Here is a 20,728-nt window from a genome sequence, read left to right as displayed (position 1 = left end):
GCTGATCCTGCCGGCCCTGGTGGGCGGCCTCGTGACCTGGTCGTGGTGGGGCGCCCTGACCGGCTTCTTCTGGGCCGGCGTGGTCCGGGTGGCCGTCCTGCACCACGTCACGTGGTCGGTGAACTCCATCTGCCACATGATCGGCGAACGCCCGTTCGCCGCCCGCGACCGGTCGGCCAACTTCTGGCCGCTGGCCATCCTGAGCATGGGCGAGGCCTGGCACAACCTGCACCACGCCGACCCGACCTCGGCGCGGCACGGCGTGAAGCGCGGTCAGATCGACATCTCGGCGCGGGTCATCTGGGCCTTCGAGAAGTTCGGCTGGGTGGACAACGTGCGCTGGCCGACCCCGACCCGGCTCGCCCGCCTGGCGACCGAGTAGCGAAGGTAGCCTGCCGCAGGTGGCGGCGAGACGAAAGCAGAAACGTGACGTCGTCACCGGGGCGCGCCCGCCGGCCCCGGTGACCCGCGTCCGGATGACCGGTGCCGAACGCCGCCAGCAGCTGCTCAGCGTGGCGCGGGCGCTTTTCGCCGAAAAGGGTTTCGACGGCACCTCCATCGAGGAGATCGCGAATCGCGCGAACGTGTCGAAACCCGTTGTGTACGAACACTTCGGCGGCAAGGAAGGCATCTACGCCGTCGTCGTGGACCGCGAGACGCAGGTGCTGCTGGACCGGATGGTGTCCACCCTGCACGGCGGGCATCCGCGCGCGATGCTGGAACAGGCGGCGAGCGCGTTGCTCGGCTACGTCGAGGATTCGCACGACGGTTTCCGGATCCTGGTGCGGGATTCGCCGGTGGCCTCGTCGACCGGCACGTTTTCCACGCTGCTCAACGATATCGCCAGCCAGGTCGAGCACATCCTGGCGCAGCAGTTCACGGTCCGCGGCTACGACGAGAAACTCGCCGCGCTGTACGCGCAGGCGCTGGTCGGCATGGTCGCGCTGACCGGGCAGTGGTGGCTCGACGCCCGCAAACCCAAGCGCGACGAGGTGGCCGCGCACCTGGTGAACCTCGCGTGGAACGGGCTGTCACATCTGGAGCACAAGCCGAAGCTGCGCCTGCATTAGCGACTGTGAGTTCAGGGTGGAGTGCGTCGAGTGTCGCGGGCCGGGCGGCGCCGGCCGCGGCATCGGAGACGAGCCACTGCGCGACCGCTTCGCAGTCCTCAGGCCCAGCGGGGAAGGGTGTTCCGGCGCGAGGCAGCACTCCACGCTGACGAAGGCCGGCCGCGCCCGCTCGGCGAGCCGCCACAACTTTTCGTCCTGTCCGGGCGCGGAGCCGAGCATCCAGCCGCCGCCATGCAGATGCAGATACGCGGGCAGCACGCGGTCCTGGCCCTGCGCCAACCGAACCGGTGGGGTGTCGCCACCGAGCCGGTTGCGACGGCGGTCCGCCAGACGTTCCCGCTGAGCTGCGTCAATGCCTCAGGCAGGCGTGATCTTCAGGAGCTTGTCGTCGCTGCCGTCGGACGTGGTGACGAACAGCGAGCCATCGGGCGCGGAGCGGACGGCGCGCAGGCGGCCGAACGTGTCGTTGAACTCGGGAGGCAGGGTGACCTGGGTGATCTTGCCCGACGCGTCCACGTTGAACAGCAACATCTTCTGGCCCTTGAGCGCCACCACGGCGAGCCGCCCCTCCAGCTCGCCCCACTGCGAGCCGGTCAGGAAGGCCGCGCCGCAGATGGCCTCGGTGATCTGCCCGGAGGTCCACAGTGGACGGACGGCGTCCGGGAAGCGATCGGTGTCGGTCATCGACACGCTCTCGTCGTAGTCCGTGGTGTTGGTGCCGCCCCGCGAGGGATCCCAGCCGTAGTTGCCGCCCGCCTGGTTCAGGTTGATCTCGTCGTCGAAGGTCGGGCCGTGCTCGGCCGTGAACACCTGGCCACTGCCGGGACGGACGGTGATGCCCTGCACGTTGCGGTGCCCGTAGCTGGAGATCCGCTGTTCGTTCGGATCCGCCGAGGTGATGAACGGGTTGTCCGGCAAGGCTTTCCCGGTGCGCAGGTCGATCCGCAGCACCTTCCCGCCGAGGCTGTGCCTGTCCTGTGCGATTGTCGGGCGCGCGGTGTCGCCGGTGCCCACCAGCAGCGCCCCGTCGGCGCCGATCGCGGGGCGGCAGCCGGAATGCCGTCCGCTGTCGTTGACCGGCAGCCCGGTCAGCAGCTCGCCGGACCTGGCCGCGGTGCGATCGTCGGCCGACAGCGTCCAGGTGACCAGCCGGATGTCGACGGCCTTGCCGTGCTCCTGGTGCGTCTGGCAGGTCACGAACCGGCGCGACTGCGCGAAATCGGGATACAGCACCAATCCCATCAGCCCGCCTTCGCCCTTGGCGTACACGTCGGACAGGTCCGCGCCGACGTTCGTGACCGTCCCATCCGGATCGATCAGCGCGAGCCTGCCCGGCCGTTCGGTGACCAGGTACCTGCCGTCGGGCAGGAATCCGATGTCCCAGCCGTGCTCCAGCCCGTGCGCGACCACGTCGACCCGCAGCTTCGTTTCCCCCGGCACCGTGCTCGGCTGCTGCGGGAGCTCCTGGGCGGGTGAGCTCGTGCACGCCGTGGCGAGCAAGGCAAAAAGGACGATTCCGAAACGGCGCATGCGGTCATTGTGGCCGAGAAAGGGCGATCGCGGTGGCTTCGTCGGCCGGCAGGAAGGTTTCCAGCCGCAGTTCGGAAACCGTGACGTCCACGGCGGTCGCGAACGTGGTGATCGCGGTGATCAGACGCAGTTCCCCGAGCGCGGACCGTAACCGCAGCGGGACGGCGAAGCCGAGGTGTTCCGCACTGGGGTTGGCCGGTTCGGGCAGGTAACCCCGCAGCTCGTCGAGCAGCGCGGACAGCCGTTCGTGCGGGGCGCGGGCGATCTCCTGCCGGGGGCGTTCGAGCACGTGCTGCGCCCAGTCGTCGAAGTTCACGATCCGCGGCGCCATCCCGTGCGGGTGCAGCGCCAGCCGCAGCACGTTCACCGGCGGTTCGAGCAGTTCGGGCGCGGCGCCTTCGGTGAGCACACTGATCCCGTCGTTGCTCGCGACCAGATCGCCGAACCGGTCGACCACGATCGCCGGGTACGGGCGGTGGCCGTCGAGGAGTCCCCGCAGGCTGTCGAGCACCGGCTTCAGCGCGGGATCGTCGAGCCTCGTCTCCGGGTAGCTCGGCGCGTAGCCCGCGGTGTGCAGCAGCGCGTTGCGTTCCCGCAGCGGCAGTTGCAGCGACTCGGCCACGCGCACCACCATGCCGCGGCCAGGAGTGGACCGGCCGCTCTCCATGAAGCTCACATGCCGTTGCGTGGTGCCGGCGCGCAGAGCCAGTTCCAGCTGGGACAACCGCCGCCGCCCTCGCCATTCCCGCAACGCAGCACCGAAATCGTTCACCTCGGTATCTTCGCAGTACGCGCGATTCCCTGGAGGGAATGCGGATGGGGGACGAAGATGATCTTGTTGACGGGTGCGAGCGGTAATGTCGGCACGGCGCTGCTCGCGGAGTTGCGTGCCGAGGGTGTGCCCGTACGAGCTGCCTACCGTGACCCGCGAAAAGTGACGGAAGACGCGGTGCTGCTGGATTTCGCCGTGCCGGACACGCTCGGGCCGGCGCTGGACGGGGTCGACACGGTGTTCCTGCTCGCTGCGACGGGGCCCGACCAGCCGGTGCACGAGCTCAACCTGCTCGAAGCCGCCCGCAAGGCGGGTGCGCGAGTGGTCAAGCTGTCGGTTTGGCGTGCGGACGAGGAACTTTCGCCGATCGCCCGCCTGCACCGGCCGGCCGAGCGGGCACTGACCTCCTCCGGGCTGCGGTGGACGATCCTGCGGCCGAACTTCTACCTGCAGAACTTCCTGCGCCAGACCTCGATCCGCGAAGCGGGCGTGTTCAGCCAGCCGCTGATCAACGCGCCGATCAGCTTCATCGACACCGGCGACGTGGCCAGGGCCGCCGCGCGCGTGCTCACCAGCGACGGCCACGACGGCCGCATCTACGACCTCACCGGGCCGCGGGCGCTGACGTACGTCGAGGCTGCCGAAGTGTTCTCCGACGTGCTCGGGAAGCCGGTGCGCTACGTGCATTTCCCCGACGACGAGGCCCGCGCGGCGATGATCGGCAGGGGACTGCCCGAGTTCCAGGCCGACGCCCTGATCGAAGTAGCCCGCGCTTATCGGGATGGCGGCGCCGAGACCGTCACCTCCGCCGTGCAAGACCTCACCGGTGAGCCCGCGGTCGAGTTCGCCGACTTCGTGCGCCGGCACCGCGACTTCTTCGGATAGCGATACTCTCCGGGGAATTGAAGGTATGCCCGGCCGCGGCGAGTGTTTCCCCATGGAATACGGACTTCTTCTTCCCGCAGGCCAGGCCCAGCTGGAGGCGGGCGGCTCCGCGCCGGCGCTCGTCGCGATGGCCGTCGACGCCGAGCGCGCGGGCTTCGACTCGGTGTGGGTCGGCGATTCGCTCTCCCGCGCCCGCGTCGAACCGCTTACCCTGCTGACCGCGGTCGCGCAGGCCACCCAACGCCTCACGCTCGGCACGGCCGCGCTCCTGCCGGCCTACCGAAATCCGGCGCACGCGGCAGTCACGATCTCCTCCCTCGACCTGATCTCCGAAGGACGCCTGGTGCTCGGCGTCGGTGCCGGCTTCCCCGGCTTCAGCGAGCAGGAGTTCGAGCTGGTCGGTGTCGATTTCAAAACCCGGTTCTCGCAGCTCGACGACACCGTGACGCTATGGCGAGAGCTGTGGACCGGCAGGCCGGACTCCTTCCACGGCAAGGTGCTGCACTACGACTGGCTGCCCGAGGTACCGCGCCCGGCCCGCGAAGGCGGCCCGCCGATCTGGCTCGCGGGCATCACCCCTGCCGCGCTCCGGCGCGCCGGCCGCCTTTACGACGGCTGGCTCCCGTACCCGCCCGACCCGGTGGACTACGCGAACGGGCTGGCCACGATCCGTGAGGTCGCGGGCGCCCGGCCGGTCACGCCCGCGCTGTTCGCCACCGTCTTTGTCGACGACGACGCCGAGCGCGGCACGCAGGCCCTCGACGAGTACTGCCGGGCCACCTACCAGCGCCCGCTCGACGTGATCGGGAAGATCCAGGTGATGCTCACCGGCGAAGACGTCGTGCCGATGCTCGAGCGGTTCGCCGGCGTCGGCGCCGAGCACATCCTGCTGCGGATCGCCGCGGTGGACCCCGCCGTGGTCGCCGGGCAGCTGGGCAAGGTGGCGGAATTGTTGTCGGTCCTCCGACGTAGGCTGGGTAGCGAGAGCCCCTGATCCTCTCGTCCCGGGCAGGGGTGCGTCCACAGGTCTGCACAGGGGAGTTTTCGTGACAGACGGGGTGTTGTCCGGTCTGCTGTCCGCGGTACTCGGCGATCCGGCGCTGCGCGGGGTCGTCGAGCGCGCCGGTTCGCCGCTGCTCGATCTGCAGGGGCCGACCACGGCGCGGCAGCTGGTCGTCGCGGCCTTGGCGGCCGACGAGGGCGCCGGTGTGCCGGTGCTCGCGGTGACGGCCACCGGTCGTGAGTCAGAGGAGCTGACGGCCGCGCTGACCAGCCTGCTCGGGCCGGCCGCGGTGGCCGATTTTCCCTCGTGGGAAACGCTGCCGCACGAACGGTTGTCCCCCCGCGCCGACACCGTCGGCAAGCGGCTCGACGTGCTGCACCGGCTGCGCGGCGAGGACGCGCCGCGGGTCGTGGTCGCCACGGTGCGCAGCCTGATCCAGCCGATGGCGCCCGGGCTGGGCGCGCTCGCCCCGGTGCAGTTCACCGTAGGCGTGGAGAACGAGTTCGAGGCAGTGCTCGACAGGCTGGTCGAGCTGGCCTACACGCGGGTGGACATGGTCGAGAAGCGGGGCGAGTTCGCCGTCCGCGGCGGCATCCTCGACGTGTTCCCACCGACGGCCGACCACCCATACCGGGTCGAGTTCTGGGGTGACGAGGTCAGCGAGATCCGTGCCTTCGCGGTGTCGGACCAGCGTTCCCTGCCGGGCGAGATCCAGGCCTTCCACGCGCCACCGTGCCGGGAGCTGCTGCTCACGCCGGTGGTCAAGGCGCGCGCGGGTGAGCTGGCCGAGCAATACGAGTCGGACGCGCAGCTGGCCGAGATGCTCACCAAACTCGCCGACGGGATCCCGTCGGAGGGCATGGAGGCGCTGATCCCGGTGCTCTGCGAAGGCGAGCTGGACCTGCTCACCGACGCGATGCCCGAGGGCACCCACGTGGTGCTCGCCGACCCGGAGAAGATCCGCGCCCGAGCGCACGACCTGGTGCGCACCGGGCAGGAGTTCCTCGAAGCGTCGTGGATGGCCGCGGCCGGCGGCGGGCAGGCCCCGATCGACCTCGGTGCCTCGGCCTACCGCGACTTGGCGGAGGTCGCCAAGCACGCCGGGGAGACGAACCGCCGCTGGTGGACGCTCTCGCAGCTGACCACCGAGGATTCCGACGTGTACGCCGTCGCGGTCGAGGCGTCGCCGACCTACCGTGGCGACCTGGAGCGCGCGGTCACCGATCTGCGCGCGCACCTCGCGGCAGGGGGCACCGGGGTGCTCGTCGTCGCCGGGCACGGCACAGCCACGCGCGCGGTCGAGCAGCTTTCCGGCGCCGAGGTGCCCGCCACGCTTGCGGGCGACGGGTTGCCGGGCCCGCTCACGCAGGGCATTGTCACGGTCGCCTGTGGTGGGCTGGCCGAGGGATTCGTCGTCCCGCGGCTGCGGCTGGTGGTGCTGACCGAGGCCGACCTCACCGGTCGCGGCGCGACGGCCGGAACGTCCACAAAGGACTTGGGCACGAAGATGCCGTCCCGGCGGCGCAACGCGGTGGACCCGCTGGCGTTGCGGCCCGGTGACTACGTGGTGCACGACCAGCACGGCATCGGCCGGTTCGTGGAGATGGTCCAGCGCACGATCGCCGGCGCCACCCGCGAGTACCTGCTGCTGGAGTACGCCTCGTCCAAGCGCGGGCACCCCGGCGACAGGCTGTATGTGCCGACGGACCAGCTCGACGAGGTCTCCCGCTACGTCGGCGGCGAGCTGCCTTCGCTGAACAAGCTGGGCGGCTCGGACTGGAAGAACACCAAGGCCAAGGCGCGCAAGGCGGTCAAGGAGATCGCCGCCGAGCTCGTGCAGCTCTACGCCGCCCGCCAGGCCGCGCCGGGCCACCCGTTCGGCCAGGACAGCCCGTGGCAGCGCGAGCTGGAGGACGCGTTCCCCTTCACCGAGACCAACGACCAGCTCGCCGCGATCGACGAGGTCAAGTCCGACATGGAACGCGGCGTCCCGATGGACAGGGTGATCTGCGGCGACGTCGGCTACGGCAAGACCGAGATCGCGGTGCGCGCGGCGTTCAAGGCGGTGCAGGACGGCAAGCAGGTCGCGGTACTGGTGCCGACGACGCTGCTGGCGCAGCAGCACCTGAACACGTTCTCGGAGCGGATGCAGTCGTTCCCGGTGAACATCAAGGGGCTGTCCCGGTTCACCGCGAAGTCCGAAGTGGACGGTGTGCTGGCCGGGCTGGCCGACGGTGAGATCGACATCGTGATCGGCACCCACCGGCTGCTGCAGACCGGGGTCCGGTACAAGGACCTCGGCCTGGTGATCGTGGACGAGGAGCAGCGTTTCGGCGTCGAGCACAAGGAACACATCAAGGCGCTGCGCACGCACGTGGACGTGCTGACCATGTCGGCAACGCCGATCCCGAGGACGCTGGAGATGTCGCTGGCCGGCATCCGCGAGATGTCCACGATCCTCACTCCGCCCGAGGACAGGCACCCGATCCTCACCTACGTCGGCGCGTACGACGACAAGCAGGTCGGCGCCGCGATCCGCCGTGAGCTACTGCGTGACGGCCAGGTTTTCTACGTGCACAACAGGGTTTCCTCGATCGAGAAGGCCGCGAAGCGGTTGCGTGAGCTGGTGCCGGAGGCCCGGGTGGTCACCGCGCACGGGCAGATGAACGAGGACAAGCTGGAGAAGGTCATCCAGGGCTTCTGGGAGCGCGAGTTCGACGTGCTGGTGTGCACGACGATCGTGGAGACCGGGCTCGACATCTCCAATGCCAACACGCTGATCGTCGAGCGCGGCGACATGCTCGGCCTGGCGCAGCTGCACCAGCTGCGTGGCCGTGTCGGCCGTGGCCGCGAGCGCGGGTACGCGTATTTCCTGTATCCGGGCGAGACCCCGCTGACCGAGACAGCGCACGACAGGCTGGCCACCATCGCGCAGAACACCGAACTCGGGGCCGGCATGGCGGTCGCGATGAAGGACCTGGAGATCCGCGGCGCCGGGAACATCCTGGGCGCCGAACAGTCCGGGCATATCGCGGGAGTCGGGTTCGATCTGTATGTCCGGCTCGTCGGGGAAGCGGTGGACGTGTTCCGCCGCAGTGCCGGTGCGGAGCCGATGGAAGAGGAGGAGCTCGGCGAGGTCCGGGTCGATCTCCCCGTCGACGCGCACATCCCGCACGACTACGTGCCCGGCGAGCGGCTGCGGCTGGAGGCGTACCGCAAGATCGCGGCGGCGCCGGACGCCGAGGCGTTGCACGCGGTGGAGGAGGAGCTGATCGACCGCTACGGCCAGCCGCCCGCGGCGGTGCGCAGGCTGCTCGCGGTGGCGACTTTCCGGCACGCGTGCCGGGAGGCCGGGGTGACCGAGGTGACCTTGCAGGGCAACACGATCCGGTTCGCGCCCTTGCCGCTGCCGGATTCGAAACTGGTGCGGCTCAAGCGGTTGTACCCGAAGGCGATGTTCAAGGCGGTCACGAACACCGTCTCGGTGCCGAAACCGACCGAAGGCCCGGCCGGTGGCCGCATCGGGGCCCCGCCGCTGCGCGACGAGGCGCTCCTCGAGTGGTGCACGAAGTTGTTGCACAACCTGACGAAGGCGCCCGCCGGAGTCGGTTAATCTGCCGATCGTTACCAGTCCGACTACAGCCACGGCGGAAATGGGTTTCTCCGAGCAAGTCCGTTGCGGTTGGTGTCCGCCTACTCCCGGCCGGACTAGTAACCAGCGTGGGGTCCCGAAATCCCCAGGGCTGTGAGAGGGTACGCGGGTGATGCGGATCATGGGTCGTCCTCGGGCGCTGGTCGCCGTGCTCGCCGCCTGCCTCCTGCTCGCCGGATGTGGGTCGGGGCCGAGTCAGGTGGGCGCCGCCATCCTGTTCTCCGACCACGAGGTCACCCAGGATCAGGTGCAGCAGCTGATCGACAAGGCGGTGCGGGAGCAGCCGGCCGCGCAGCAGCTTTCCCAGCAGCACAAGCTGGATCTGCTCGGCCGCGAGCTCGTGAGCCAGCTCGTGCTGCACGACGCGATCGGCCGTGCCGCGCGGAGTGAGGGGCTGGTGGCCGACGCGAACGTGGTCAACCAGACCCTGGCGCAGGATCCACTGGCGCAGCCGTTGTCCACCACCAACGTGGACCCGTCGCAGCTGGCCCGCCAGATCGCCTTCCGCGTGCGTGACCACCGCGAGGCGATCACCGACCAGTTGCTGATGCAGGAGCTCGGCGCCAGGTACTTCCCGACGATGTCGGTCAGCTTCGACTACACCAGCGTCGTCGCCGACCAGGGCGGCGCGCAGCCGGCGAGCACCCGCGAGCAGGCGTTCGCCAAGGTGCAGCAGATGGCCACCGACCCAGGCGCGCCCGCGCGGGTGATCCAGTCCGATGCCGCCGCCGGTGAGCAGGCCAGCGTCGGCGAGAAGGTGCCCGCCGTGCAGAGCCCGGACCTCGCCGCCACCGTGCTCTACGGCGTGCAGCCGGGCACGGTCGTCGCGTTCCAGCCGAGCGTGCAGGACGGCACGTGGATCGTGGCGGTGGTGCGCGCACGGGATCTGCGCACCCCGCAGGCGGTGGACAGCGCGAGCGAGCCGACGGCCAGTGAGCTGGTCGCGATCGGGGCCCGGTTGCTGCAGCCCTTCGTCGACGAATCCGGGATGAAAATCAACCCGCGCTACGGTGTGTGGGACCCGGTCGCGATGGACGTCGCGCCCAGCGCTGCCGAAACCACCGGCCTCGTGCTCTCCGTGAAGGGATCCGCCCAGCCTTGACCGCCACGGTCGTCCTCCTGCCGTATCCCGACGCGGGGGTCCCGCCCGCCGCGCTTCCGTTCCTCCGCGGCGCGCGCGCCGTCTACGCGGCGGGGCTCGGCGCGGACATCGCGGAGCAGCTGGGCGCGAAGCCCGTGCCGGACAGCGCAACGCTCGCGATTGAGGCAGAGGAGACGCCGCTGGTGCTCTTCGCCGGTCACCGGGACGAGCCCGCGGTACGGGCGTTGCCTGGCGCGCACGTGATCACCCAGCCTGTCGGCGCCGGTCTCGTCGAGGCCGCGCAGGTGATGGACGTGCTGCGCTCGCCGGGCGGCTGCCCGTGGGACGCGGCGCAGACGCACGATTCCCTGCGGCAGTACCTGGTCGAGGAGACCTACGAACTGCTGGAAGCCATCGAAGAGGGCGATCGTCCGGCGCTGCTCGAGGAACTGGGCGACGTGCTGTTGCAGGTGCTGTTCCACGCGCGCGTGGCGGCGGAGCACGAGGGCGAACCGTTCGACATCGACACGGTGGCAGGCGAGCTGGTGACCAAGCTCGTCGGACGGCATCCGCACGTGTTCGCGGACGGGGACCGGATCCACACGCCCGAACACCAGGAAGTGAAGTGGGAGGAGCTCAAGCAGGCCGAGAAGCAGCGACTGTCTATTGTGGACGGTGTTGCGCTGGGGCAGCCAGCGGCTGCTCTTGCGGGGAAGCTCGGCCAGCGCAGCGGCCGGGCCGGGATCCCGCTGGACCTGTTTCCCACCGGCTCCGGCGCCGGCGCCGAGCTGTTCCGCGCAGCCGCCACGGCGCGACGTGCGGGCGTGGATCCCGAAGGTGAGCTACATGCGGTGGCGAAGCGGTTCGCCGCGGATGTCCGTGCGGCGGAAGCGAACGCGCGCGCCGACGGCATCGACCCGGCAACGCTGGAGGCCGACGGCTGGCGGGCCTACTGGCCGAACAGGGTTTCGCCCCAGTAGCCGTCCTGACCGACGCCTGGCGGCACGGCGAACAGCGCCGAACCTGTGTGCTGGACGTACTCCATCATCGCGTCCTTTGTGGACAGAGCTCGTTGCATCGGGATGTACTGGGTGCGCGGATCCCGGTTGAAAGCCAGGAAGAACAGCCCGGCCTCCAGGTGCCCGACCCCGTCGGAGCCGTCCACGAAGTTGTAGCCGCGGCGCAGGATCCGGGCCCCCTTCAAGGTTTCCGCGGACGCCAGCCGGATGTGCGCGTCCTCGGGTACCAGCGGTTCGCCGCCCGCGCCACCCACATCGAGGTCAACCGGGTCGAATTCGGCGGTCTGCCCGAGCGCCGCGCCGGTGCCCTTCGTCCGGCCGATGACCTTTTGCTGCTCGTCCAGCGACGTGCGGTCCCAGGTCTCGATGTGCATCCGGATCCGCCGGGCCACCAGGTAGGAACCCCCGGCGAGCCAGGGAGCGCCGTCCGCCGCGGTGGCCCACACATACTGGTCCAGCGCCGCTGTGTCCTCGGCCTTGAGGTTGTTCGTGCCGTCCTTGAAGCCGAACAGGTTGCGTGGTGTGCTCTGCGTGCGCGAGGTGGACGAGCTGCGCCCGAAACCCAGCTGGGACCAGCGCACTTCGGTGGTGCCGAAGCCCAGCCGCACCAGGTTGCGCACCGCGTGCACGGCGACCTGCGGGTCGTTCGCGCAAGCCTGGATGCACAGGTCGCCGCCGCTGCGGGCGGGGTCGAGCTTGTCCTGCGGGAAGGCCGGCAGTTCGGTCAGCGCCGCCGGCCGTTGCCCGGCCAGCCCGAACCGGTCGTCGAACAACGAAGGCCCGAACCCGATGGTCAACGTCAGCGCGGACGCGGGCAGTTCGAGCGCTTCGCCGGTGTCACTGGGCGGCGCGGCCAGGGATCCGCCGACAGCGCCACCCGTGCCGACCTGGCTGCCCGCGGTCATCTGCCGCGCCGCGTCGGTCCAGGTGCGCAGCAACGACACCAGCTTCGCGCGGTCCTGCGTCGTGACGTCGAGCGCCGCGAAGTGCAGATGTTCCTGCGCCGGGGTCACGATTCCGGCTTGATGCGCCCCGTGGAAGGGCACGATGTCGGTCGCTGCCGCCGCGGGGCGGATCGCCCGGTCGATCCCGGCGCCGGCGACGCCCGCACCCGCGAGCGCGACACCGGCGCCGGCGATGCCGAACACCTTGCGCCGGGATACCTCGGTCACTGCGCCACGACCTCCGAAACCTTGCTCAGCGGCTCACTCAGCGCGTCCACCGCCGAGGCGAACTGCTTGATCTGGTCCTGGCTGAGCTCGTTGTAGTACTTGTACCCGTCACCGACCCTGGTCGCGTCCAGCAGCTGCTGCACATTCGCGAACTCGGTGTCCAATGTGGACACCAATGCGGGGTCGCGTTCCTGCAGCACCGGGCGCAGGGCCTGGATCGCGCCCTTCGAACCGTCCACATTGGCCTGGAAGTCCCACAGGTCGGTGTGCGAGAAGGTCTCCTCCTCGCCGGTGATCTTGCGGGTCGCCACCTCGTCGAGCAGCTCCTTGGCGCCGTTGGCCAGATCGAGCCCGGTCAGCTGCAGTGTCTGGGTCTTGGTGACCAGGTCGTTGACGTCGGTGACGAGCTTGTCCGCGATCTGCGCGCTGTCGGGCTGCAGCCCGGTGACCCACAGGTCCTTTTCGAGCCGGTGGAAGCCGGTGAACTGCTGGCCCGCTTCGACATCGGCCTCGCGCGCGTCGATCGCCGGGTCCAAGTCGCCGAACTTCTCGGCGACCGGCTCGATCCGCTCGTAGTAGATCCGCGTTGTGGCGTAACGGTTCTTGGCATCGGCGACGTTGCCGGACTTCACCGAGTCGGCGAACTTCTGGGTCTCCGCCTGCAATGCGCTGGTCTGGCCTGCGACGTACGCGGCGTAGGACTTGGTCGCCTCGGCCAGTTGCGTGTTCACGTCGGTCTGCTTGGCGACGCCACCGGTCACGGTGAAGTCGCTGCGGATTCCGTCACCTGCCATCCCGGGCTTGCAGGCCGTCTGGTACTTCCCGGCGTCGGCCACTTCGACGGTCAGCTTCCTGGTCAGCCCCGGCGCGATGTTCTCGACCTCGCCCATGATCCGGTCGCCCTCGGCGTACAGGTAGAACTCGGTCACCTTGGTGCCCTTGTTGCTCACCTCGAACGTCAGGTTCCCGGCGCTGGCGCTGGACGTGGAGACCTGGCACGCGGTGTCGGAGGCCGCGACGGTGATCGCACCACCGGCCGCGTTGTCCTGGCTGCCGCCGGAACACGCGGTGAGGCTCAGCAGCGCTGCCGAACCGGCCAGCGCGAACATGGTCTTGCGCAAGATCACTCCTTCGTACCCACGGGCACGGGCTTGGGTGCGGAGCGCCGCAGGAACAGCGGCAGCACGATGGCCACGTAGGCCACCCAGGCGATGGCCTGCAGCACGGTTGTCTGTTGCGAGTAGTTGAAAATGCCCTTGAGGAGGGCGCCATACCAGGAGGTCTCCGGAACCGCGTTCGAGGCGTCGAACGCGAGCGTGCTCAGCCCCGGCAGGAAGCCCGACTCCTGCAGGTCGTGCAGGCCGTAGGCGAGCACACCCGCGGCGACGAACACGAGCAGCACGCCGGTGATCGTGAAGAACTTGCCGAGGTTGAACCGCACCGCGCCGCGATAGAGCAGGTACGCGATCATTACGGCGATCACGATGCCGATGGCGAAGCCGATCAGCGGCTGGGTGGTACCGCCCTGCGCGCTTTCCACTGTGGCGTAGAAGAAAACCGCCGTTTCCAGTCCTTCGCGGCCGACCGCGAGGAAGGACAGGAGGAGCACGGCCAGCGGGCCGACGGCGATCGCGGAGTCCATCTTGCCGCGCAGTTCGGCGGCGATCGTCTTCGATGCCTTGCGCATCCAGAAGATCATCGCCGTGACGAACCCGACCGCCACGATCGACAGGCTCCCGCCGAGCAGTTCCTGTTGCTCGAACGAGAGCTGGGCCGTGCTGTAAGTCAGCACCGCGCCGATCGCGATCGACAGCAGGACCGCCGCGGTCACGCCGAGCCACACCCAGCGCAACACGCCGCGCCGCTCGGTCTTGACGAGGAAGGCGACGAGGATGCTCACGACGAGCGCGGCCTCGAGGCCTTCGCGCAAGCCGATGAGCAGGCTGGAGAACAACACCGTCTGACCGCCTTCAACTCTCGAACCGGACTCCGAGAATTTTTAGGTAAGCCTTGCCTGAAAGTCCAGTCCGATCTTGGGCATCCGATCGGTAAAAGCGGTCGAAACGGGTATCACCGTCGGTGTTTCCGCTGGTCACGGGCGCACCGACCGGTCCATAACGAATTACGCGACCTCGCCCACAGTAGGCGGGCTAACCTGTTCGAGTGGATGACTCCACCCAGTCTGGGGACATCGCGGCACCACCGTCGCCGCACCGCTCGTCTTCGCTGCTGCTCGCGCTGGGCGTGGTCGCGACCGGGCTGATCCTGATCTTCACCATCGGCACCGGCCGCCCCGAGGACGCCCCGGCGGCGCCGGCTCCAGTCGCTCCCGCCACCGTCGAATCGCTCGTGCCGCCACCGGGCGCGACGGCTCCGCGCACCGCCGTCGCCGCACCGCCCGACCGCCCGCGCGCCTCGGACCTCGCCGAACTCGACACCTGGGCGAAAAACCTCGCCCCGGCAACGAAACTCGCCCGCCCGGTGCTCGTCGCCTACGGCCGCGCGGAGATGTGGCTGCGCGGCGAGGTGCCCGGTTGTCACTTGTCGTGGGCCACGCTCGCCGGAATCGGCCAGTCGGAAGCCGCCGGCGCCGGTCCATTGCCCGTGCGCCAGGACATCTGGCAACGCTGGTCCGCCCGCGCCGTGGCCGACGGCAAACCGGCCGACCCCCGCAGCCCGGACGACGCCGCCTACACGATGGCCCGGTACCTGTGCTCGTCCGGCGCCGACCTGTCCACCGTGAACGGCTGGTGGCTCACGGTGCTGAACTACACCCAATCGGCGCCGGACGCACAGGAGATCTTCAACGACACCAACAAGTTCGCCGGCGGTTAGCTCTCCCGCAGCCGGACCCGGGCGTTGACCTCCGACAAGGCGTCCTGGTATTCCGGCACCGGATTCATCGCCCAGGCCATCCGTAATTGACCGAGCGCCTCGACCAACCGGCCGAGGCGCTGCAGTGTCCGCCCGAGGACGAAGCGGGCGTAGTGATCCGCCGGATCCAGCTCCAGCACGCGCGTGAAGGCCTGCTCGGCGTGTTTGAGCTGCGCGGAATGGAAGTACGCGCGCCCCGCGAGCAGTTGCACGCTCGATTTGTCCGGCTCGGCCTCGAGCACCGGCTCCAGCACCTTGAGCGCATCGAGCGGACGTCTGTTCTCGATCAACGCCTCGGCCTGACGGAACGCCTTGAACCGGTGCTCGCCGGCATGATCCCGGCCCTGGTCCTCGTCATCCATAGTCACATCAAGATTACCCGCCGATGGCGCGTTTCGGCAGGGGTGCGATCAAGGGCGCGGGGCGCGGCATGATGCACTATCCCGCTATGAGCGAAGAACCGCGCTATCTCGGCCTCTCGCCTTACCTGTACTACACCGACGCGACAGAGGCGCTGGACTGGCTCGTCCGCGTCTTCGGCTTCACCGAGCGCGTCCGCTATGTGGACGGTTCGGGTGCGGTGTTCCAGGCCACGCTCTCGGCGGGCGACGCCGACATCGTGCTCGCGAGCGTGGGTGCGGACTACTGGGAGGCCAAGGGCGTCGACCGCCCGGTGGGTCAGCTCAACGTGATTTTCGTCCCGGACGCGGACGCCCAGTACGAACTGGTCTGCGAGGCGCTGGGCGAGGGCTGTGACGTCGCTCCGCCGCAGGACCAGCCGTACGGGGCCAGGGTGTTCACGGTGGCCGACATCGGCGGGAACAGCTGGACGTTCTGGCAGCAGATCTCGGATACCGCGGACCTGCCGTCGGGCTGGCAGGAGATCCGGCCCGAATAACTGGTGTGAGCCTCCACCGGGCGACAACGACCTGCCGTTACGCTGGTGCCGTCATCGCCGGGACAACCGATTGAGGAGCGACGAGTGGCGGTCATCGAGCAGGTAGGCGCCCGCGAAATCCTGGATTCGCGCGGCAACCCGACCGTCGAGGTGGAGGTGGCGCTCGACGACGGGACGCTGGCGCGCGCCGCGGTGCCCTCAGGCGCTTCCACCGGTGAGCACGAAGCAGTCGAGCTGCGCGACGGCGACATCAAGCGCTACAACGGCAAGGGGGTCGAGCGTGCGGTCGCCGCGGTGCTCGACGAGATCGGCCCGGAGCTGACCGGGGTCGAAGCCGTGGAGCAGCGCATCGTCGACCAGAAGCTGGTCGACCTCGACGGGACCCCGGACAAGTCCCGCCTCGGCGCGAACGCGCTGCTCGGAGTTTCCCTCGCGGTGGCGAAGGCCGCCGCGGAGTCCGCCGAGCTGGAGCTGTTCCGCTACCTCGGCGGCCCCAACGCGCACGTGCTGCCGGTGCCGATGCTGAACATCCTCAACGGTGGCGCGCACGCCGACACCGACGTGGACATCCAGGAGTTCATGATCGCGCCGATCGGCGCGGAGTCCTTCCGCGAGGCGCTGCGCTGGGGTGTGGAGGTCTACCACTCGCTCAAGTCGGTCCTCAAGGGCCGCGGGCTGGGCACCGGCCTCGGTGACGAGGGCGGGTTCGCGCCGAACCTGTCCAGCAACCGCGAAGCGCTCGACCTGATCACCACCGCCATCGAGAAGGCCGGCTACGTACCGGGCCGCGATGTCGCGCTGGCGCTGGACGTGGCCGCGACGGAGTTCTTCTCCGAGGGCACGTACAGCTTCGAGGGCACCAAGAAGACCGCCGAGCAGCTGGGCGCGTACTACGCGGAACTGCTGAACAGCTACCCGCTGGTCTCGATCGAGGACCCGCTCTCGGAGGACGACTGGGACGGCTGGGTCACGCTGACCAACCAGATCGGCGAGCGGGTGCAGCTCGTCGGCGACGACCTGTTCGTCACCAACCCGGACCGCCTGGAGCAGGGCATCGAGCGTGGCGCGGCGAACGCGCTGCTGGTGAAGGTCAACCAGATCGGCACCCTGTCGGAGACGCTGGACGCGATCACGCTCGCCACTTCCTACGGCTACAAGAGCATGATGAGCCACCGTTCCGGCGAGACCGAGGACACCACGATCGCGGATCTGGCCGTCGCCACCGGCGTCGGCCAGATCAAGACCGGTGCCCCGGCCCGCAGCGAGCGGGTGGCCAAGTACAACCAGTTGCTGCGTATCGAGGAGACCCTCGGCGACGCGGCCCGCTTCGCCGGTGACCTGGCCTTCCCGCGGTTCGCGCCGGAGAGCTGACGTCCCCGATGAGAGAGCGGGGCAGGGAGCGCACGGGCAGGGGAGGTCGTCGCACTGACGGCCTCCCGTCCCGGCGCGCGGAGGGCACGTCCCGCCGCGTCGACGGGGCTCCCGCCCGGCGTCCGCGGCAGGTGCGCCGCGAGCCCGTGAAGGCGCGGCTGCGTCGCGGGCTGGGCGCGAACCCGGCCGGGGGCGCGGCCAGGGTGCTGGGCATGTCCACCACCCGGCGGGCGGCGGTGATCGCGATCGTGGTGTGCGCGCTGGCTTTCACGCTCGCCGTGCCGTTGCGCACCTATCTGAGCCAGCGTTCGGAGATCGCCGAGCAGGAGCAGCGGCAGGCCTCGCTGCAACAGCAGGTCGCCGAGCTGCAATCCCGGCAGGCGGCGGCGAGCGACCCGGCGCAGGTGGAAGCCGAGGCACGCAGCCGGCTGCGCTACGTCATGCCGGGCGAGACGCCGTATCTGGTGCAGCTGCCCGAGGACGCACCTCAGTCGCAGCAACGACAAGAGCAGAAAAAACCGGGCCCCGGCGACTCGGCGTGGTACGACCAACTCTGGTCCACCCTCGGCGGCTGAACACCGGCCAGCGACAATGGGGGTGTGAACAGCACGGAACTGCCCTCGTTCGAACCGGTGACCGAAGCCGACCGCGAGATCATCGCCGTCCAGCTCGGCCGCCCGCCGCGGGCCCTGCGCGCCGTCGCCGCGCGCTGCCCCAGCGGCCATCCTTCCGTGGTCCAGACCAGTCCGCGGCTGGAGAACGGGACGCCGTTTCCCACGCTGTACTACCTCACCTGCCCGAAGCTGGCGTCGCTCGTGGGACGGCTGGAAGCTTCCGGGATCATGAAGGAGATGACGGCGCGGCTCGAGACCGACGAGGAGCTGGCCGCGGCGTACCTGCGCGCGCACGAGTCCTACCTCGCGCAACGTGACGCGATCGAACCGCTTGGGCACCAGGTCACCGCCGGCGGTATGCCGGGCAGGGTCAAATGCCTGCACGTCCACCTCGCGCACACGCTCGCCTGCGGCCCCGGCGTGAACCCCTTCGGCGACGAGACGCTGGAACTGCTCCGGCCGGACTGGCCTTCGGGAGACTGCGCCCCCCACCAAACCGACCAAAAGTAGGCCGACCGTGATCAACGGGAAGCCGCCTACGCAAGGTGGATCGCCGTGACTGTGGTCGGGTTGGTGGAGACGACGCAGTAACACTGGCCCCTTGCGTTCGGATAGCCCTGTCACATGGGCTTAACACCACCTGGGTGAGGATCGACCCAGGCAGGGTTCCGGACGGAGGGGTCTGGGGTTGTGCGGTTGACGCGGGTTCGCATCGCCCGGCGCAAGGCACGAAGAATCGGCTTGCGCCACAAGACTTTTGTCGCGGCGGTCGGTGGCGTACTCGCGGTGCTACCCGCCGTGTGGGCCAGTGGTGGCACCAGTGACTGGTCGGCCACCCCAGCCGCCGAGCGCACCCGCGACATCCCGCTTGTGGAGGGCTTCGACCCGAAACTGGTGGCGGTCAGCGTCGACGGCAGCCTCCCGCGGCCGGCCGCCGTGCAGGAACCGCTTCCCGCGTACGAACTCCCGAGCGGACCGCTCGGGATCCCCGGCACCGCGCTCGCGGCATACCGCAACGCGGCGGACATCATGGCCAGGGAAATGCCCGGCTGCCACATCGACTGGGCGCTCATCGCGAGCATCGGGCGGATCGAGTCCAACCACGCGCGCGGTGGTTACGTCGACAAGGCGGGCAACACACTGGAGCCGATCCTCGGCCCGGAACTCAACGGCACCAACGACACCGCGGCGATCCCGGACACCGACGGCGGCCGCTGGGACCACGACACGGTGTGGGACAGGGCGGTCGGCCCCACCCAGTTCATCCCATCCACGTGGCTGTTCTACGGCGCGGATGGCAATGGGGACGGGGTCTCCGACCCGGACAACGTCTTCGACGCGACCCTGGCCACCGGCCGCTACCTGTGCTCGGGCGGGCTGGACCTGGCGAACCCGGATCAGCTGCGTTCGGCGATCTATCGCTACAACAACTCCGACGTGTACGTGGACACCGTGATCCTGTGGGCCGAGGCCTACCGCAACGGTGTCTCGCTGTTGCCGGACAGCACGGTGCCGATCGGTGCCCCCTCGATGCCCGCGCAGCCCGCGGCGCCCCCGGTGTCCGTCGCCCCGACGCCGCCACCTGTCAGCGCAGCGAATGCGCCCACGTCCGCCACGCCGACGCCGACCGGCTCGAACCCGGTCACGGTGACGACGCCACCGACGACAACCACGACAACCACGACGCCGCCGACGTGCGAGAGCCCGACGTCGACCACGACCACCACGACGACGACCACGACCACGAGCGCGACACCGAACCCGTGCGACCCCACGACGACCACTACAACCAGCAGTGTCACGCCGACCCCTTAGGGTGGGCTCATGCCTCGTGTTGCCGCGATCGACTGTGGAACGAACTCCATCCGCCTGCTCGTAGCCGAACTGACGCAGCGCCATGACGGTACCGTCGACCTGCGCGATCTGCACCGTGAGATGCGGGTCGTGCGGCTCGGCCAGGGCGTCGACGCCACCGGCAGGCTGGCGCCCGAAGCGCTCGAACGCACCCGCGCGGCGCTCGCCGACTACACGATCGCGGCGCGGCGCAAGGGTGCCGAGCGGGTGCGCATGGTCGCCACGTCGGCCACCCGCGACGCGAGCAACCGCGACGAGTTCTTCGCGATGACGCGCGATGTCCTTGGTGTGGAAGCGGAAGTGATCAGCGGGGACGAAGAGGCGCGGCTGTCGTTCACCGGCGCGGTCGGGGAGCAGGATCCCGACGACGGCCCGTTCCTGGTGGTCGATCTCGGCGGCGGCTCCACGGAACTGGTGCTCGGCGACTGGGACGGTCAGCGGGCTTCGGTGACGTCGGCGAAATCGGTCGACATCGGCTGCGTGCGGATCACCGAGCGCGCACTGAAATCCGACCCGCCCACCGAGGTCGAGATCGCCGCGGCGCGCGAGTTCGCCACCGGAGTGCTGGAGCAGGCGTTCGAGGTCGTCGACGTGTCGAAGGCCAGGACGTGGATCGGGGTCGCGGGCACGGTCACCACGCTGTCCGCGGTCGCGCAGGAGCTGCCCGAGTACGACTCCGAGCGCACCCACCTGTCGAAGCTTTCCCGGGCGACGATCGACCGCGTGGCCGGCGAGCTGCTGGCCGCCGACCACGCCACCCGCGGCGCGAACCCGGTGATCCACCCGGGCCGCGTCGACGTGATCGGCGGTGGCGCGCTGATCGTCCGGCTGCTCGCCGAACAGCTGGCCGAGCGCGGCGGCCCGGCCGAGCTGATCGTCAGCGAGCACGACATCCTGGACGGGATAGCGCTTTCCCTGGTCTGAGTGTCCGCG

21 protein-coding genes are annotated in these 20,728 nt (G+C 69.6%); 14 read left to right on the top strand and 7 right to left on the bottom strand.

All coding sequences use genetic code 11. The features are described 5' to 3' along the window. Both VHD82_RS17420 and VHD82_RS17415 read left to right on the top strand, forming a co-directional pair. Nucleotides 1-382: acyl-CoA desaturase (locus tag VHD82_RS17420; protein WP_325704321.1), on the top strand; the 382-nt coding region annotated here is incomplete at its 5' end. Between the two features lie 94 nt (nt 383-476). Then, complete coding sequence (locus tag VHD82_RS17415; protein ID WP_325704355.1) at nt 477-1,070, top strand: TetR/AcrR family transcriptional regulator; 594 nt, start codon at nt 477-479, stop codon at nt 1,068-1,070. On the opposite strand, the gene VHD82_RS36815 is transcribed toward VHD82_RS17415, so the two are convergent. From VHD82_RS36815 to VHD82_RS17405, 3 genes are all read right to left on the bottom strand, one after another. After that, the gene (locus VHD82_RS36815) at nt 1,032-1,328 is read right to left on the bottom strand and encodes an alpha/beta hydrolase fold domain-containing protein (RefSeq protein WP_414637533.1); all 297 of its coding nucleotides are present in this window, start codon (nt 1,326-1,328) and stop codon (nt 1,032-1,034) included. The two genes, VHD82_RS17415 and VHD82_RS36815, sit on opposite strands and share 39 nt — an antisense overlap. Before the next feature lie 99 nt (nt 1,329-1,427). Continuing rightward, nucleotides 1,428-2,600, bottom strand: coding sequence for a PQQ-dependent sugar dehydrogenase (locus tag VHD82_RS17410; protein WP_325704318.1), 1,173 nt, complete (start codon nt 2,598-2,600; stop codon nt 1,428-1,430). A gap of 4 nt (nt 2,601-2,604) precedes the next feature. Further along, a complete protein-coding gene (locus VHD82_RS17405) occupies nt 2,605-3,372 on the bottom strand; it encodes a helix-turn-helix transcriptional regulator (protein WP_325704315.1) in 768 nt (255 codons plus the stop codon). A gap of 57 nt (nt 3,373-3,429) precedes the next feature. Here VHD82_RS17405 and VHD82_RS17400 point away from each other — a divergent pair, with 57 nt between their 5' ends. From VHD82_RS17400 to VHD82_RS17380, 5 genes are all read left to right on the top strand, one after another. Continuing rightward, nucleotides 3,430-4,257, top strand: coding sequence for an SDR family oxidoreductase (locus VHD82_RS17400; RefSeq protein WP_325704313.1), 828 nt, complete (start codon nt 3,430-3,432; stop codon nt 4,255-4,257). A 52-nt stretch (nt 4,258-4,309) separates the two neighbouring features. Further along, nucleotides 4,310-5,251, top strand: a complete 942-nt coding sequence (locus VHD82_RS17395; RefSeq protein ID WP_325704310.1) for an LLM class flavin-dependent oxidoreductase — start codon at nt 4,310-4,312, stop codon at nt 5,249-5,251. A 52-nt stretch (nt 5,252-5,303) separates the two neighbouring features. After that, entirely contained in the window at nt 5,304-8,873 is a 3,570-nt protein-coding gene (mfd, locus tag VHD82_RS17390) for a transcription-repair coupling factor (RefSeq protein WP_414637532.1), read from the top strand. 160 nt (nt 8,874-9,033) lie between these two features. Then, a complete protein-coding gene (locus tag VHD82_RS17385) occupies nt 9,034-10,014 on the top strand; it encodes a hypothetical protein (protein WP_325704308.1) in 981 nt (326 codons plus the stop codon). After that, a complete protein-coding gene (locus VHD82_RS17380) occupies nt 10,011-10,973 on the top strand; it encodes a MazG family protein (RefSeq protein ID WP_325704305.1) in 963 nt (320 codons plus the stop codon). Before VHD82_RS17385 ends, VHD82_RS17380 begins: the two co-directional genes overlap by 4 nt. On the opposite strand, the gene efeB is transcribed toward VHD82_RS17380, so the two are convergent. The 3 genes from efeB to efeU are packed head-to-tail and all read right to left on the bottom strand — an operon-like array spanning nt 10,943 to nt 14,141. Then, complete coding sequence (gene efeB / locus VHD82_RS17375; protein ID WP_325704302.1) at nt 10,943-12,184, bottom strand: iron uptake transporter deferrochelatase/peroxidase subunit; 1,242 nt, start codon at nt 12,182-12,184, stop codon at nt 10,943-10,945. The two genes, VHD82_RS17380 and efeB, sit on opposite strands and share 31 nt — an antisense overlap. After that, nucleotides 12,181-13,311, bottom strand: coding sequence for an iron uptake system protein EfeO (efeO, locus tag VHD82_RS17370; protein WP_325704299.1), 1,131 nt, complete (start codon nt 13,309-13,311; stop codon nt 12,181-12,183). The genes efeB and efeO overlap by 4 nt, the downstream gene beginning before the upstream one ends. Further along, complete coding sequence (gene efeU / locus VHD82_RS17365; protein ID WP_325704295.1) at nt 13,308-14,141, bottom strand: iron uptake transporter permease EfeU; 834 nt, start codon at nt 14,139-14,141, stop codon at nt 13,308-13,310. Before efeU ends, efeO begins: the two co-directional genes overlap by 4 nt. 206 nt (nt 14,142-14,347) lie before the next feature. On the opposite strand from efeU, the gene VHD82_RS17360 reads away from it, so the two are divergent. Further along, a complete protein-coding gene (locus VHD82_RS17360) occupies nt 14,348-15,019 on the top strand; it encodes a hypothetical protein (protein WP_325704293.1) in 672 nt (223 codons plus the stop codon). On the opposite strand, the gene VHD82_RS17355 is transcribed toward VHD82_RS17360, so the two are convergent. Further along, nucleotides 15,016-15,420, bottom strand: coding sequence for a tetratricopeptide repeat protein (locus VHD82_RS17355; protein WP_325704290.1), 405 nt, complete (start codon nt 15,418-15,420; stop codon nt 15,016-15,018). The two genes, VHD82_RS17360 and VHD82_RS17355, sit on opposite strands and share 4 nt — an antisense overlap. 86 nt (nt 15,421-15,506) lie before the next feature. On the opposite strand from VHD82_RS17355, the gene VHD82_RS17350 reads away from it, so the two are divergent. The 6 genes from VHD82_RS17350 (at nt 15,507) to VHD82_RS17325 (ending at nt 20,719) form a co-directional block, all read left to right on the top strand. After that, nucleotides 15,507-15,956 carry a VOC family protein gene (locus tag VHD82_RS17350; RefSeq protein ID WP_325704287.1) on the top strand — a complete coding sequence of 150 codons (450 nt, stop codon included), beginning with the start codon at nt 15,507-15,509 and terminating at the stop codon, nt 15,954-15,956. Between the two features lie 84 nt (nt 15,957-16,040). Continuing rightward, nucleotides 16,041-17,327, top strand: coding sequence for a phosphopyruvate hydratase (eno, locus tag VHD82_RS17345; protein WP_325704284.1), 1,287 nt, complete (start codon nt 16,041-16,043; stop codon nt 17,325-17,327). 212 nt (nt 17,328-17,539) lie between these two features. Then, nucleotides 17,540-17,902, top strand: coding sequence for a septum formation initiator family protein (locus tag VHD82_RS17340; RefSeq protein ID WP_325704349.1), 363 nt, complete (start codon nt 17,540-17,542; stop codon nt 17,900-17,902). A gap of 24 nt (nt 17,903-17,926) precedes the next feature. Beyond that, nucleotides 17,927-18,451 carry a DUF501 domain-containing protein gene (locus VHD82_RS17335; protein ID WP_325704281.1) on the top strand — a complete coding sequence of 175 codons (525 nt, stop codon included), beginning with the start codon at nt 17,927-17,929 and terminating at the stop codon, nt 18,449-18,451. 231 nt (nt 18,452-18,682) lie between these two features. Next, nucleotides 18,683-19,756 (top strand): lytic transglycosylase domain-containing protein, encoded by a 1,074-nt coding sequence (locus VHD82_RS17330; RefSeq protein WP_325704278.1) that lies wholly within the window; start codon nt 18,683-18,685, stop codon nt 19,754-19,756. A 9-nt stretch (nt 19,757-19,765) separates the two neighbouring features. Continuing rightward, nucleotides 19,766-20,719 carry a Ppx/GppA phosphatase family protein gene (locus VHD82_RS17325; protein ID WP_325704275.1) on the top strand — a complete coding sequence of 318 codons (954 nt, stop codon included), beginning with the start codon at nt 19,766-19,768 and terminating at the stop codon, nt 20,717-20,719. The last annotated feature ends 9 nt before the right edge of the window (nt 20,720-20,728 follow it).

Source organism: Amycolatopsis sp. (genome assembly GCF_035546795.1).
Lineage (GTDB): Bacteria > Actinomycetota > Actinomycetes > Mycobacteriales > Pseudonocardiaceae > Amycolatopsis_E.
Note: the sequence above shows the minus strand (reverse complement) of the source record. Positions and strands in the feature narration are given on the sequence as shown.